This window comes from Qipengyuania nanhaisediminis (assembly GCF_900115585.1).
GTDB lineage: Bacteria > Pseudomonadota > Alphaproteobacteria > Sphingomonadales > Sphingomonadaceae > Qipengyuania > Qipengyuania nanhaisediminis.
Genome location: NZ_FOWZ01000003.1, coordinates 166,838 through 181,743, shown reverse-complemented (window position 1 = coordinate 181,743; position 14,906 = coordinate 166,838). Strand labels below are relative to the sequence as shown.

Here is a 14,906-nt window from a genome sequence, read left to right as displayed (position 1 = left end):
CAATGACGAAGATACGAAACCGCTTCGCCCTATCGCTCGCCCTCAGTGGACTGGTCCTTTTGCCGGCCTGCGGTGACACCGGCAGCGATGTCGAAACTGATGGCGCCACACACTCGAATGGTAGCCAGACCATGGCTGCAACCCTCGGTGCGGCCTCCGATCTCTCGACGATCAACAAAGCCTTTGTGAACTCCGACCTCATGGGCGTTTTCGACGGGGTCGGCAGCTACACATTGCTTGCTCCCCGAGACGAGGCCTTTGAGGCCTTGGGCGAAGCAGGGGAACAGTTGATGACTGAAGAGCAGCGTCCGTTGCTCGTCGGCCTGCTGCGCGACCACATGCTGCCTGGGTACCTGCGTCCGGAGGATATTCTCTCTGCGATCGAGAGTCAGGGAGGCGAAGTGACGGTTACCACGATGGGCGGCGGTGATGTCGTTTTCAGCAGCGAAGGTGATACTCTCACCGTGACGCGAGATGATGGGACAAGCGCCACCTTTGTCGGCAATGCGGAAGCAGCCACCAACGGGGTGATTATCCCGATCGACGGCGTCCTCGCCCCTTAGTAGTCGCGGCTTACCTCGGCGACCACGCTGTCGCGCCCGATGGTCGAGACGCTGGCCAAGAGAGAAAGCCAGCTGGTGACGCGGAATTCCAGCTGTGTCGCGCTATAGCCGCGTCCGTCGGTGATGATCTCGACGTAGAAACGTCGTCCGATGTTCTTGCCTAGTGCGACACCGGTTCCCCGGCCCAGCGCGGCATCTGCGCCCACGATGCGCAACCGGTCGAGGCCGATTGCCGAGCGCAGCTGGTTGATCGGGTCCATCCCGCCGCCTCCGCGCAAGCTTGCGACAGCCGCGCCCAGTTGCAGTGCGTCGGTGGCGGAAAGGGACGTGATCGAGCCGCCGAACAGCAGGCGTGCGAGAATTTCCTCCTCCGGAAGTGCCGGATCGGAATTGAAAGCTACTTCCGGCTGTGTCGCGCTGCCCGTGATCGTGACAATGACGTTGACGCCGTTCGCTTCCGTCTCGGCGCGTATGTCGAGGCGCGGATCGACCGGCACGTTTTCATCGAAGTCGATTTCGCCGCGGGTGAGCTCGAACCGCGTCCCGGCAAAGGTATAATCCCCGCGCACCACCTCTGCCGTTCCGCCGATCCGTGGATCGTCGGTGGTGCCGCGCAGGATGATGTCCGCGCCCCATTCGCTATCGAGGCCCATCCCGTCGACGTCGATCCTGCTGTCCGCCCTGGCATCGATCAGGTACCGCCATGGCCTCGATGCTGCCACGCGGCGTCTCCGGTCCGCAGGCAGGTTCACTTCGCGGGTGCTGATGCGCGGCAGGCGCAGATCGTCGCTTGCAGTGCCCAGCTTCCAGCTCGCCCGGTTCACGCGAACCCGCCCCGCAATAATCCCCCCAAGGCCATTGGACACGATGCGAAGAGGACCGGTAATCGTTGCCGACAGTCCGTTCGCGTCGAGCAATTGGGCATTGTCGGCAGCCGCCCGCAAATCGAGCGAGGGACCCCGGATCTCGACGAACCTGCCCTCGACACGTTCTCCCAAGCCTTCGAGATCCACCGTGCCACTTCCGGAAACGCGGCCGCCATTGGCCGTCGTCCCCGCGAAACTACGCAACCGCAATAGCGACCCGGCGAAGGTCCCGCGCAGCTCCACCTCGCGGATGTCCGTCCCCGAAAGCGAGCTGCGCACGCGCAGGCTGTCGCTGTTTACGGTTCCCCTGACACGAGGCTCCGCGAGCGAGCCCGTCGCATTCGCCGCGATCGACACCGGCCCGGTAAGATCGAACGCGTCGATAGCTGCCAGCCTCCACAGGCTTTCGGCAGCGCCCTGGAAACGCATCTGACCATCGAGCCGCCCCGCTCGCAGCCGCTGAGTAATGTCGCCCTGCGCGGGGAGGTTCGTGATCAGTGCCTGGATCCGGCCGCGCTGAATGTCCTCGTTGTCCAGGGTCGCCCTCGCCTGGAAGCGGTCGGTATCGAGCCGCGCGACGAGTGCCATGTCCATCGGCTTTGACGAAAGCACGAGCCCCGAGCGTGTCAGATTGTCGACCTTCACTCGTGCCAGTCCGGTCGGCAGGGCGCCCTTCGGGCTCCTGTATTCGACAGTCCCGGAAATAGTGCCGCCAAGCCCGAGATCGGAAAGAGCGACATCGGCAAGCGAGAGCGGCATCCGCGCCAGTTTGAGGTCGACCGCCAGGTCGCCTCCGCCAAATCGGCCCGACGCGATCGCACCACCATCGCCGTAGGAAATCTGCGTCGGCGCGAGGATCCAGCCGCCCCCTTCCTGTGCCGTCAGAACGGCGCGACGCGGCATTTCGATCGAGCGACCGGCGAATTCGCCCTGTGCCGCCACCGCAATCCGTTCGGGCTGGAAACGCGCGTTGAGATCGAATGCGAAGCGCACCCCTCGCTGCCCGGTGATGCGTGCATCGACGCTGCCGACCCCGTTCTCCACTTCGCTTTGGGCCGCCAGCCTCGCGATGAAAATGTTTCCGTATTGCAGGCCCTGCGCATTTGCCGATCCGCTGAAATTAGTGGTTCCGCCGCCAATCAATCCTTCGGCGTCGACTTCCGCGCGTGCAACCGTGATCGGCGTGTCTCCACCGAAACTGGCGTTGCGGGCTGTTACATCGAGATCGACGAATTGCTGGTCGCCGCGCGGCGCGAGAGCGATCGTGCCGGACAGCCCGCCACCGGAAAGGTTCAGGACGCCGTCCGCACCGCCTTCGGCCAGGGTGAGGCTGCCCTCGACCGAAGTGTCGGACAGTGTCAGCCGCTCGACGTCGATGCGGGTAGGACCGTCGGCGGGAGCGAAGAGCGCGAGCGTCCCGTCGAACGGGCCGAGGACCGAACCGCCCCGCGTGTCGATAGCGAAACCTTCATCGGTGGGCGCGATCGCGACACGAACATCCTCCAGCCCCGTGAGCGGGCGCGCGAACACGAGCTCGGCAGTCGGTCCGTCATCGGCGATGCTCGCCTCGACTGTGAAGTCGCCATATTCGGTATGCGTGCCTGTCCCCGCCAGCTGCGTGGTCCCCCCGGCAATGGAACCGTCAAGCTGCATGCGCAGCTTCTCGGCGTTGACCCGCATGGTCCGGAAATCGAGCGCGGACCTGCTGCCCGTCGCGATACCGCCGCGCACACGGATGGTGCTGCCGGCGAGATTGGCGAGGGTGTCGTTGGTCACCGGCGCTACCCGCGCATCCAGTTCCGCGCCAAGTCGCCATCCCGAAGGCAGGAGATCGAAATCGATCATGGCAGTTCCGCCCGCCCTTCCGACATTTTCGAGCGGGAGGCCGTCGGCCCGCACAGGGCCGCGTATCTGGTATCGCCCGGCGGCAAGATCGCCTCTTAAAGCGAGGTTGGCGGCAAGACCCTGGAATGCGACCCGCAAGTCGTCCCCGGTCAAACGGTCACCTGCCAGTTGCAGCCGGCCCCTGAGATCGCCGTTGACCAAGCGCGGATCGACGAGCGCATTTCCGGTCGAAACGCGTTCGACGCTCACCGACAATGGTAACGTCCAGGTGCTGCCGTCGAAGCGGGCCGTGCCTTGCTGCGCGAGCCCGGTCAGTCGCGTCTCACCTGATACGAGCGCCCCCACACGCAAGTCATGGGCTATGTCCAGGTCGCTGAATGCACCGTTCAATGTTGCAGTGGCCGTCGTATTCTCAAGCCTCAGGCTCTCACCGAATAGGGCTGGGTCACGCAATCGAGCGGAAACATCGTAGTCGCCCAGCCTGTTCTCGGCGAGGTCGATGAGGCCTTCGCCATCGAGGTAGATTCCCCGCCCCGACACGATAGTGCGCCCGTCGAACGCCCGATTATCGATTGTCACTCGGGAACTCAGCGCAACATCGTTGCCAAGTGCATCGGCAGGGATACCCTCGAGAAAATCCGATGGGTCGATCTTGCCCAGCAGGCCGAAGGTGCCTTCGCGGTTCGACAGCTTGAGAGCAGCCACGCGTTCGCCTTCGCTTTCAGCGTAGAGATACCCGTTCCATGCAGACCAGGTGCCATCTCCGCTGATCCTCGCCTCGTAAGGAGCCGAAAGGCCAAGCAGGGAGGCGATGGCGCCTTCTGCGGATGCGGAGACATCGGCCTCTATATCGAAATTGTCCCCGTCAGGTTCCGCGTCGATCAGGACTGCGAGCCTGTCCGACTGTCCCAGGCGGGCATCTCCGTCCACGAAGAGGCGACGGTCCTCAACCTGGACTTGTGCCGTGAGGTCGACGCGCTGCGCCTCGTTACCGGCGATGCCGGGCGCTAGCATGAGATTGTCGATCTCGAGCTCGTCGACGGCAATGTCGAAACCCGGCAGGATCGGGCCTTCCTCTTCGCTCGGGAGGAATTCCGGCAAGCGCGCCAGGGTCGCACGCCGCGCCACGAAGCTGTCGATGTCGAGCCGGTTGTTGAGCCAGCCTCGAGGGTTCCAGTCGATCTCGGCACGCGGGATCGTCAGGAATACGCCTTGCGGATCGGACAGTCGCACATCGTGGAGCACCGCTTCACCGTAGATATTCCCGTCAATCCGGCCGATGGAAATATTGAGCCCGTTAGGGAAGGTCTGCCGCGCAATCCGGTCCGCGAGGAAACGCTCGCCGATGGGGGTGTTCAGGATGACCAGGGCCCCGGCGATCAGGAGCAGGGCTGCGCCAAGAAGGCCGAACAACCACTTACCCGCGCGCCCAACGCGCGAGCGGCGCTTCTGCGGCCTGGCCTCGGCCTGGGTTTCAACGTCCGACATCAGAATGCCTGGCCCAAGGAAACATACACCGCGACAGGCGCGTCGTCGGGTTCGGGATTGAGAGGTACGCCGACATCGAGGCGCAGAGGCCCGAAACCGGATTCATAGCGGACGCCGACACCCGCGCCGTATTTGATGTACCTGAAATTGGGAGTGGATTCGATGGATACCGACCCGACATCGAAGAAGGGAACCACGGACAGCGCTCCATCGAAAAAGCCGGTCCCGACCCGGGCTTCGACGGAAGCCTCCACGAGACTGCGACCGCCGACCGGTTCGCCCAGATCGTTGCGCGGACCGACGGCTTGATAGCCATAACCTCGTACCGATGCGCCACCACCGGCGTAGAGCCGGCGTGAGGGCGCGATGGCGAACAGCGGAGCCCCGGGAATGCTGGCGAAGCGCACCCGTCCGGCGAGGACGGTATCGCTACCTACCGACTGGTAATAGGACGCGTCTGCCTGGTTGCGCAGGTAGTAATACTGCTGTCCCGCAGTGCGGGAAGTTTCGGGTGCCAGATATCCGGTCAGGCGGAAACCTTCGGTCGGATTGAGGAGGGAATCCGTTGTATCGATCGTGGCGCGCCCGAAGACTGCCGCGATGAGATAGGTCTGCCTGGGGCGGGGAATACCCGAGATGACACGGTTGCGCTCATCCGTGGCAAGGATTTCCGCGCCGAGCGCCCACGCCAGCGGTTTCTGGAACAGCAGCGTCGATGAACGCTCGTAGGTCCCCGTTATGGCAACCGTACGAGCCTCGTAGGCGACATTGTCGACGTTCGACGCGTAGGCGTCCAGCGTAAGGACCTTGTCCCTGCCGCCGAAATTGTTCTTGCGGAAGGTGATCCCTGCCAGCTGCTCCTGCGTGCCCGCGATACCTCGAACCCTCAGAGAACCTTCCGGAGGGAAGATGTTCCGGTGCTCCCAGCTCGCCTGGACGCGGAAGCCTTCTTCGGAGCCGTAGCCGATTGCCCCGGCGATGGTCCGCAGCTTGGCGCGGGTCATCTCGACGTCCATCGCCACAACGCCGGGCTCGTCGCCTACGGGCGCCTGGACTTCGCGCGGCGTGACCGAGACTGCCGATACGAGGCCGGTAGCGGTCACTGCGCGCCGCAGGTCGAGAGACAGGCTGCGCTGGTAGGTTTCGCCCGGCTCGAAGCGCGCGATCGAGGCGATGTGCCGCCCCGAAAGGAAGTCGGGATCGCTGCTGACCACCTCACCGAACACGTATTTTCCGCCCGGCTCGACCGCGAGGGTAAGGTCGCCTTCATTCCGATCGTGATCGATCAGCAGTTCGGGCTCGTCGATTTCGGCAAAAGCGTATCCGTTCTCGCCCAGCGCGCGATCGAGGTTGAACTGCTCTTGCAGTATCTTGTCGCTCTGAAGGAAGTCGCCGGGCTGGATATCGAAAGTGTCACGCAGCAAGGCGTAATCTGGCGCTGCATCGAGATTGCCTAGATTGATCGTGCCGTAACGGAAGCGCGCACCGGGAATGATGTCGAAACGGACTGACGGGCGCTCGAGAGCTACTTCGTCACCCGGGGCAACAGTCCCGATCGATCGGATGATCTCGCCATCGTAATAGCCATAGACGCGCAGGAGATTGCCGAGCAGTTCCTCGTCTTCACGCGCGCGCGCTGCGAGCTGCGCGACGTTGGCATCGGAATCGTCCAGTTCCTCGATCGTGGAGAGCGCCTCGTACCGCGCGACGAAATCTCCGCGTTCGGAGAACGGTGGTTCGGCCTGAGGAAAGCCGAGGACCAGATTGTCGGCGAGCTTTTCGACTTCTGCATCTTCGAAGGCGATGACGGGCGCGCCGGTGTCGAGATCGGCAAACTCTATCTCTTCTTCGGGCTCGAGGGCTTCGAACCCGTCGATTTCCAGCTCGTCCGGCCATGCGATCTCGATCCCGATGGGATCCGCGATCGGGGTGCTCGGGTCTGGAATGTCCTCGGATGTATCCTCGGCGGGTGCATCTACGCCTTGCTGCGCCCAGGCTTCCGGATCCTCCAGCGCGCTGTCGGGAATTAGGTCTTCGAGACGCTCGGGCGCCTGCGGATCCTGCGCGAGCACGGGATAGCTGATCAAGGCCAGCGCAGCGGTGCAGGTTCTGAGGATCAGGCTTGGGCCCTTAGTCTGCGAGCTTGTATTCGCGCTGGCTTCCATCCTTTGCTGGAAGCGGTTCCGAATCGCGCTGCTCGCGCGGCCTGGTTGCTGCGGCGATGAGGCGCTTCTGTTCGAATTCGGGCATGCGCTCCCATCCGCCACGGGTAAGCCGTTCGAGCGGGCGGTAGCGAACCTTGTATTGCATCCGGTCAGAGCCTTCGACCCAATATCCGAGGTAGACATAGGGGAGGCCATGCGCGCCCGCACGGCGGATATGATCCAGGATGATGAAGTTCCCAAGTCCCGCGCGATCCTCGATTTCAGGGTCGTAGAAGCTGTAGATCATCGACAGCCCGTCACCCTGAATGTCCGTGAGGCAGGCACCGACCAGACGACCTGGCTCCGATCCAACTCCCGGCTCCCTATATTCAACCACATAGCTGGATACGGGCGTATGTTCCACCATATCTGCAAAGTCGGATTCGTCCATCTCGGCCATGCCCCCTCCCGGGTGGCGATGGGCGAGATATTTGCGCAGCAATTCGTACTGTTCGTCGGTCGCCCACGGACGGCATTCGCTGACCACGAGATCGTCGTTCGCCTTCATGGTGCGTTTCTGGCTGGACGAAGGCTTGAATTCGTCGGCTACCACACGGACGGACACGCAAGCCTGGCAATCGAGGCACGAAGGCCGATAGGCAACAGTCTGGCTCCGCCGGAATCCGATGCGCCCGAGCGCTTCGTTCAGCTCGTCAGCGCTTTCGCCGCGCAATTCGGTAAAGACCTTGCGTTCGCTCTTGCCCGGCAAATAGGGGCACGGCGCAGGGCTCGTCACGAAAAAGCGGGGGAAGCGGATCGGGGCCGTCACGAGTGCAAGGCATCCTTCGAATTGCGTGCGATTATTTATGTTTAACGCATTCTTTATGCAGGATCGAAGGCCCGGTTAAAAGTCTCTTAACCATGAAAAAGGATCCGCCGGCGGAAAAGCCTTGGGATTCCGCCGCTTGCGAGCCGATTCTATTCCAGCTCGGCCATTTCGACCGAATAGCCCTTGGCCTCCAGCGTCTTGATCAGGCCGTCGATCTGGCTCTGATCGCGCGCTTCGCACTCGATTTCGGTCACGAGTCCCTTGGCCGGCAGGGTCGTGAAAATCCGCTGGTGGTAGATCTCGATGATGTTGACGTTGTGGTCGTTGAACTCGCGCATCACCTTGTAGAGCGCGCCCGGCCTATCCTGCAGTGTCACACGGAGGCGCGCCAGGCGGCCGCTTCGCGCAAGGTCGCGGATCAGAACGTTGGCGAGCAGGCGGGTGTCGATGTTCCCGCCGCACAGGACCAGGCCGACTTTCTTGTCGGCGAATTTCTCCGGGTTCGAAAGGACCGCTGCCAGGCCTGCTGCGCCTGCCCCTTCCACGACCGTTTTTTCGATCTGGAGGAGGAGGGAGACGGACTGCTCCAGCTTGGGCTCACCGACCAGCAAGACCTCGTCCACCAGTTCGGCAATGATCTGGCGGGTGAAGTCGCCGGGCTTCTTCACGGCGATGCCTTCGGCCAGCGTATCGCCCCCGCAGGGTAGCTCGTCTCCGGTCACCGCGGAATACATCGACGGATAAAGTTGGGCCTGCACGCCGATCATCTCGATTTCGGGGCGCAGCGCCTTTGCAACGGTTGCCATGCCACTCATCAGGCCGCCGCCACCGATCGGCACGACGAGGCAATCGAAATCGTCTTTCGCGGCCAGCATTTCCAGCGCGACAGTGCCCTGCCCGGCCGCCACCTTGGGATCATCGAAAGGATGGACGAAGGTGAGGCCGCGCTCTTTCTCCAGCTCAAGCGCATGGCCATAGGCCTCGTCGAAAGTCTCGCCGAACAGAACGACATTTCCGCCAACGCTTTCGGTCTGCATGACCTTCACGCTAGGAGTGGTCGACGGCATGACGATCGTCACCGGCACGCCAAGGCGCCTGCCATGGTAGGAAAGCCCTTGCGAATGATTGCCCGCCGACGCCGCGATGACCCCGCGGCTGCGCTGCTCTTCGGTAAGGTGCAAAAGGGCGTTCAACGCACCGCGTTCCTTGTAGGCGGCGGTGAACTGGTGGTTTTCGAACTTGAGCCAGATATCCGCGCCGGTAATCTCCGACAGGGTGATGGAATGCATCAGCTCGGTCCGTACGACCGCGCCTTCGATGCGCTTTGCAGCTGCGCGCACATCGTCGAGTGTCAGGAGATCGGTGGCCTTGTCTCCGGCGGGCATGGGATTTGCCTGGGTCATACGGCAGGCCTACGTGCCGCCAAGGCAGCGTGCAATCGGCGAAAGGGTTTGCCCCTGCCAAGCTTTGCCTTATCGACGATGGCAGAAATTTACGGATTGGGATTGCCTGATGAAGACGAAGTACCTTGCCGCCTTGCTCGCTACGACCATTGCCGTCCCCGCTCACGCCGACGTCCTCGTCGACAACGTCTCGGGCATCACGATGGATGAAGAAGGCAAGGTGAAGCGCTTCGAGGCGCTGGTGATCGACGACGATGGCCGCATCGCGAAGCTGATCGAACGCGGGGAAGACCGGCCGCGCACGGATTATCGCGAAGACGGAGAAGGCCGCGTCATGCTGCCCGGCATGATCGACGCGCATGCCCACGTAATGGGTGTCGGCTTCGGTGCGCTGACGCTGGATCTGTCGGACACCAATTCGCTCGACGAGGCGCTGGAAAAAATCCGCACCTTTGCCGCCGAGAACGAGGCGCGGCACTGGATCCTCGGGCGCGGCTGGAACCAGGAGAAATGGGGTCTCGGCCGCTTTCCGACCGCCGCCGAACTCGACAGCGCGATTGCGGATCGCCCCGTTTATCTCGAACGGGTCGATGGCCATGCCGGATGGGCCAATACGCTCGCGATGAAGGCTGCCGGCATCACCGCCGCCAGCGAATCGCCCAGTGGCGGCAAGATCGAACTCCTCGCCGGCAAGAAGACGCCATCGGGCGTTTTCATCGATCTCGCCATGGACCTCGTGAGCAAGGCGGTCCCCGCGCCGCGCGCGGTGGAACGCGATCTCGCGCTGGCAGAGGCGCAGAAGGTCTTCCATCGCTACGGTATTACTTCGGTTGCCGACATGGGAACGACCATCGAAGACTGGCAATCCTTCCGCCGCGCGGGCGATGCAGGTTCGCTCAACCTGCGCATCATGTCCTATGCCTTCGGTCCGGAACAGATGGTGCTGATCGGCGGATCGGGTCCCTCGCTGTGGCTCTATGACGACAAGCTTCGCCTCAATGGCGTGAAGCTCTATCTCGATGGCGCTTTGGGTAGCCGCGGGGCGTGGCTGAAGCGCCCCTATGCCGACGATCCGGGCAATTACGGCCTTCCGCTCCAGACCCCTGCCCAGCTGCGCAACAACCTTGTCCGCGCCGCGCAAGGTGGGTTCCAGCCCGCCGTCCATGCCATCGGCACCGCGGCTAACGCCGAACTCCTCAGCGCGATCGACGAGATTGCGGAGAGCTTCGACGGCGACCGGCGCTGGCGTGTCGAGCATGCCCAGATTGTCGATCCGGCAGACCTGCCCAAGCTCGCCGACAATGGCATCATCGCCTCGATGCAGCCGCTTCACCAGACTTCTGACCGCCTGATGGCGGAAGCGCGTCTCGGCATGGACCGGCTGGACGGCGCCTACGCCTGGAACACCATCCTAGATCTGGGCGGCACCCTCGCCTTCGGGTCGGACGCGCCGGTTGAACCTGCCGACGCTTTTGCCGGCTATGCCGTCGCCATCACCCGCATGGACGCGAATGGGGAGCCCTTCGGCGGCTGGCTGCCGAGCGAACGCGTGAACCGCGAACAGGCGCTGGCAGGCTTTACCTCGAAAGCGGCTTATGCGGGTTTTGCAGAGGGGCGGTTCGGACGCCTTTTGCCGGGCGAGCGCGCCGACTTCATCCTGGTGGATAACGACCCCCTGCTGGCAACGCCTGAGGAAATCCGCGCGACCAAGGTATTCGAAACCTGGGTCAATGGCCGCAAGGTCTACGAGGCCGATTGATCGGCGGAAGCTTCGGCTTCTTCCGGCTTGTCCTTGGATGCGCGGCTATCGAACAAGCGCATGAGCAAGAGCGATCCTTCGTAAAGCAGGATCAACGGGATCGCGAGCAATAGCTGCGACCCTGGGTCCGGCGGCGTGATGATCGCCGCCAGCGCCACGACCAGCACGATGACGTACCGCCGCGCGCCCACCAGCTGTTCGCGCGTGACGATCCCTGCGCGGTGGAGGAGGAGCAGGAGGACGGGCAGCAGGAAGCTCATCCCGAAGGCGAGGATGAACTGCATGACGAGGCCGAGATACTCGTTCGCAGCGGGCAGCGCGTTGATGGCAAGCCCGCCCGCCTCCCCTTCGAAGCCGAGAAACCACTCGAAGGCGGTCGGCATAACGACATAGTAGGCAAGGGCCGCACCGCTCAGGAAAAGGAACGGGGTTGCCAGCAGGAACGGCAGGAATGCTTTCTTCTCGCGCGCATAGAGGCCGGGGGCGACGAAGGCCCACAACTGGTTCGCGATATAGGGAAAGGCAATGCAGAACCCTGCGAAAAGGGCGACCTTCAGCTCCACGAAGAAAACTTCGTAAAGCTTGGTGAAAATCAGCTGCCCCTGCCCTTCCGGAAAAGCCGATTTGAGCGGCTGGATCAGGAAGCCGAGGATCTGGTCGGCAAAGAACAGGCAAATGCCGAATGCCACCACCAATGCCGCGACGCATCTTACGAGGCGCGAGCGCAGCTCCACCAAGTGATCCAGCAGCGGAGCCTGGCTTTCGTCGATATCCTTCATCTCGAACGCCATCTCAATCGGCGTCCTTTACCGGCGGGGGCGCAGGCGGATCGCCCAGGGGAAGGCTAGGCTCGGCATCGTCGGAGCCACCGTGCTCGGGTGCCTTCTTCGGCGCGGCACGCTTGATCGCGGCTTCTGCTGCGGCATCGGCGTCCGGAACTTCCTGCGCCGAGGCGAGCGGCTGCATCTCGGCGCCGGGGTGGATTTCAGGACCACCGCCTGCCGCTTCGGAGCCGTTCGGGTATCTCGCCATGATTTCGGCGTTACGATCGGCCCACTTCTTTTCCATGTCCTCGATCTCGGCCTGGCGAACCATCTCGTCGATCCCGGAGCGGAAATGTGCGGACATGCGGCGCAGCTTGCCGATCCAGCGCCCCGCCGTGCGCATCGCGCGCGGCATTTCCTTCGGGCCAATGACGATGATCGCCACCACGACGATCAGCAGCAGTTCGGCGGCGCCGATATCGAACATGCGCGTGTGCGCCTTCTCGTGAAGTTACTTGGTGTCGGAGGGCGTGTCGACCTGGTCCTTGGTCAGGCCTTCGTCGGCAGGCTTCGCCTCGTGCTCGATCCGCTTGGAAGGAGCTGCGTCCTCTTCATTCATGCCCTGCTTGAAGCTTTTGATGCCTTTGCCGAAATCGCCCATCATCTCCGAAATCCGGCCGCGCCCAAACAGGACGAGGATGACGATGGCGATAATGATAAGCTGCCAGGGGCCGAGCGACATGAGAGTACCTTTTCGATAGTGTTGATACGGATATAGGCGCTCTGCGGGCGATACGCCAGTCAGGCGACGTCTTCCGCCTCTTCCTCGTCATCCCCGCTGTCGGTCAGCGCTTCGAAGGCATCGTCTACCGGGTCGAGCAGGCCGGTCGCCTTCAATTCCGCGATTCCGGGCAGGTCGCGGCGGCTGGTAAGGCCGAAATGGTCGAGGAATTCAGGCGTGGTGGCGTAGATCGTCGGCCTGCCCGGCACTTCGCGGCGGCCCGCGATCTTCACCCAGCCCGCCTCCATCAGCACGTCCAGCGTACCGCCGGAAGTCTGCACGCCGCGGATCGATTCGATCTCCGCGCGGCTGACCGGTTCGTGATAGGCGATGATCGCCAAGACCTCGGTCGCGGCGCGGCTGAGCCGGCGGACCTGTTCCTTCTCCTTGCGCAGCAGGTGCGCAAGATCGGGGGCAGTTTCGAAATGCCAGCGCTTGCCCCGCTCTACCAGGTGGACGCCGCGTTCGCTGTACATTTCTGCCAGCGATTTGAGAGCGTCCCGCACATCGGCATTGGCCGCATCGCCGAGGAACCCGGCAAGGGCCTCGACCGTCATCGGCTCTTCTGCAGCAAACAGGGCGGCCTCGATCGCGCGCTCCAGATCGGTCACGTGACCCGCCTCAGGCGCAAGGGACCAAACGTGTCTTCCTGCGCGATTTCCGCCTTGCCAAGGCGCGCCAGTTCGAGCGCGGCGACGAAGCTGGACGCCAGCGCGGACCGCCGCAGGCGCGGTTCTGCATGCGGGGGCAGGAAGTCGCGGATTTCCATCCATTCAAGCGTCACACCGAGCATGTTCGACACACGCTCGAGCGCGGAATCGAGGGTCATGACCGGTCGCTCGCGCACCATGTGGACAGCGGGTGCGGTGCGCGCTTTCACGCGGCCATAAGCCTCGATCAGGGCGAACTGGTCGCACTTCCACTTGGTCTTGCGGACGATGTCGAGCCCCTCGGGCGCGCCGCGCAGGAATACGTCGCGCCCGATCCGGTCGCCGCCCATCAGGCGCGCAGCGGCATCGCGCATTGCGCCGAGGCGCTGGAGCCGCAATTGCAGGCGCAGCGCCAGTTCTTCGGGGCTCGGGTCTTCCTGCTCTTCCTTGGGAAGCAGCATCGCCGATTTGAGATAGGCCAGCCACGCCGCCATCACGAGATAATCGGCGGCAAGCTCCAGCTTCAGCGCCTCTGCCGTTTCGATGTAGTCGAGATATTGCTCCACCAGCGCGAGGATCGATATTTCCCGCAGGTCGACCTTCTGGCGGCGCGCCAAGTCGAGGAGGAGGTCGAGCGGGCCTTCCCACCCGTCGAGCTCTAGATAAAGCGCGCCTTCATCGACCGGCGCTTCCGCTGCGATCCCGTCCCACTCCTCCTGTTCGGGAGCAGTATCGTTGAACAGCAGGCCGTCGCTCATGCAGTGGCCTCCGCAATGGCAAGCAAGGCGTCGCGCTTGGCGAGGAGCTCTTCCGTTTCGGCGCAGTCAGCAGGTTCGCCCATCATTGCGTGGACCCGATCCAGGCGGCCGGCGGTTTCGGCGGACATGGCGCCTAGGCGTTTGGCAATGGCGAGTTGGTCGTCCATTTTCGCCCAGCAGTTGAGGACGATATCGCACCCCGCGGCGAGGGCCTTCTCGCTCCGGTCGGGAATGCTCCCATCGAGCGCCTGCATGTCGATATCGTCGGTCAACAGGAGACCGTCGAAGCCGATGCGGCCGCGAATGACCTTGTCGATCACGGTGGGAGACAGGGTGGCGGGCCTTTCCTCATCCCAGGCGCTGAAGACGATATGCGCGCTCATACCCAGCGGGTGTGCGGCCAACGTACGGAACGGTTCGATGTCCGTTTCCAGTTCCGCATCGCTCGCCTCCACGCGGGGAAGAGCCTTGTGGCTGTCCACGGTGGCGCGGCCATGTCCGGGCATATGCTTGAGGCAGCCGACCACGCCTGCATGGCTCATTCCGTCGAGCACGGCGCGCCCCAATGCGGCAACCTGCATCGGGTCGCTACCAAGGGAGCGATCGCCGATCACATCATCGGTTTCGGGACGGCGGACGTCGAAAGGCGCGTGATAATCGACGCTTACGCCGACCAGCGCCAGTTCGCGAGCCATCGCCTCGGCATTCACTCGCGCCGCTTCGATCGCGCTGGCGGGAGCGATTTCGAACAAGCGCGCAAACGCCTCTCCCGCGGGGTACTTCGGCCATTCGGGTGGCTTCATGCGCACGACCCGGCCGCCTTCCTGGTCGATCGATACGATCAGGCTGTCGCGTCCGTGAATGCTTCGCAGATCATCCGTAAGCGCCCGCATTTGTTCGCGATTTTCGCAATTGCGGGCAAACAGGATGTAGCCTGCCGGATCGGCGTCCTTGAAGAAGGCGCGTTCGTCGGCCGTCAGTTCGAGGCCGGAAATGCCGAAGATTGCGGGCAACATAGGCGTAAAAGTGCGCTTCTTCCCGCCGACTGGCAAGCGA

Annotated in this window: 12 protein-coding genes; 2 read left to right on the top strand and 10 right to left on the bottom strand. The window is 63.3% G+C overall.

What is annotated here, in order from left to right; translation table 11 throughout:
* The first annotated feature begins 2 nt into the window (after positions 1-2).
* Positions 3-563: a fasciclin domain-containing protein gene (locus tag BM173_RS09700; protein ID WP_177201867.1), complete on the top strand. Its 561-nt coding sequence runs from the start codon at positions 3-5 to the stop codon at positions 561-563.
* Here BM173_RS09700 and BM173_RS09695 read toward each other — a convergent pair.
* The 4 genes from BM173_RS09695 to BM173_RS09680 form a co-directional block, all read right to left on the bottom strand.
* Complete coding sequence (locus BM173_RS09695) at positions 560-4,762, bottom strand: translocation/assembly module TamB domain-containing protein (RefSeq protein ID WP_090480770.1); 4,203 nt, start codon at positions 4,760-4,762, stop codon at positions 560-562. The genes BM173_RS09700 and BM173_RS09695 overlap by 4 nt on opposite strands.
* Positions 4,762-6,849 (bottom strand): autotransporter assembly complex protein TamA, encoded by a 2,088-nt coding sequence (locus BM173_RS09690; RefSeq protein ID WP_090481555.1) that lies wholly within the window; start codon positions 6,847-6,849, stop codon positions 4,762-4,764. Before BM173_RS09690 ends, BM173_RS09695 begins: the two co-directional genes overlap by 1 nt.
* Positions 6,850-6,892: 43 nt before the next feature.
* A complete protein-coding gene (locus tag BM173_RS09685) occupies positions 6,893-7,735 on the bottom strand; it encodes an arginyltransferase (protein WP_090480767.1) in 843 nt (280 codons plus the stop codon).
* Positions 7,736-7,884: 149 nt separating this feature from the next.
* A complete protein-coding gene (locus BM173_RS09680) occupies positions 7,885-9,138 on the bottom strand; it encodes a threonine ammonia-lyase (RefSeq protein ID WP_090480764.1) in 1,254 nt (417 codons plus the stop codon).
* A 109-nt stretch (positions 9,139-9,247) separates the two neighbouring features.
* Here BM173_RS09680 and BM173_RS09675 point away from each other — a divergent pair, with 109 nt between their 5' ends.
* Positions 9,248-10,897, top strand: a complete 1,650-nt coding sequence (locus BM173_RS09675) for an amidohydrolase (protein ID WP_090480760.1) — start codon at positions 9,248-9,250, stop codon at positions 10,895-10,897.
* On the opposite strand, the gene tatC is transcribed toward BM173_RS09675, so the two are convergent.
* The 6 genes from tatC to nagZ are packed head-to-tail and all read right to left on the bottom strand — an operon-like array spanning position 10,882 to position 14,866.
* Positions 10,882-11,688 carry a twin-arginine translocase subunit TatC gene (gene tatC / locus BM173_RS09670; RefSeq protein ID WP_090480758.1) on the bottom strand — a complete coding sequence of 269 codons (807 nt, stop codon included), beginning with the start codon at positions 11,686-11,688 and terminating at the stop codon, positions 10,882-10,884. The genes BM173_RS09675 and tatC overlap by 16 nt on opposite strands.
* Position 11,689: 1 nt before the next feature.
* A complete protein-coding gene (gene tatB / locus BM173_RS09665) occupies positions 11,690-12,148 on the bottom strand; it encodes a Sec-independent protein translocase protein TatB (protein ID WP_090480755.1) in 459 nt (152 codons plus the stop codon).
* 24 nt (positions 12,149-12,172) lie between these two features.
* Positions 12,173-12,403, bottom strand: a complete 231-nt coding sequence (tatA, locus tag BM173_RS09660) for a twin-arginine translocase TatA/TatE family subunit (RefSeq protein WP_090480753.1) — start codon at positions 12,401-12,403, stop codon at positions 12,173-12,175.
* 59 nt (positions 12,404-12,462) lie between these two features.
* Positions 12,463-13,053: an SMC-Scp complex subunit ScpB gene (scpB, locus tag BM173_RS09655; protein WP_281247534.1), complete on the bottom strand. Its 591-nt coding sequence runs from the start codon at positions 13,051-13,053 to the stop codon at positions 12,463-12,465.
* Positions 13,050-13,850 (bottom strand): segregation and condensation protein A, encoded by an 801-nt coding sequence (locus BM173_RS14790; protein WP_090480747.1) that lies wholly within the window; start codon positions 13,848-13,850, stop codon positions 13,050-13,052. Before BM173_RS14790 ends, scpB begins: the two co-directional genes overlap by 4 nt.
* Complete coding sequence (gene nagZ, locus BM173_RS09645) at positions 13,847-14,866, bottom strand: beta-N-acetylhexosaminidase (protein ID WP_090480744.1); 1,020 nt, start codon at positions 14,864-14,866, stop codon at positions 13,847-13,849. The genes BM173_RS14790 and nagZ overlap by 4 nt, the downstream gene beginning before the upstream one ends.
* Between the last annotated feature and the right edge of the window lie 40 nt (positions 14,867-14,906).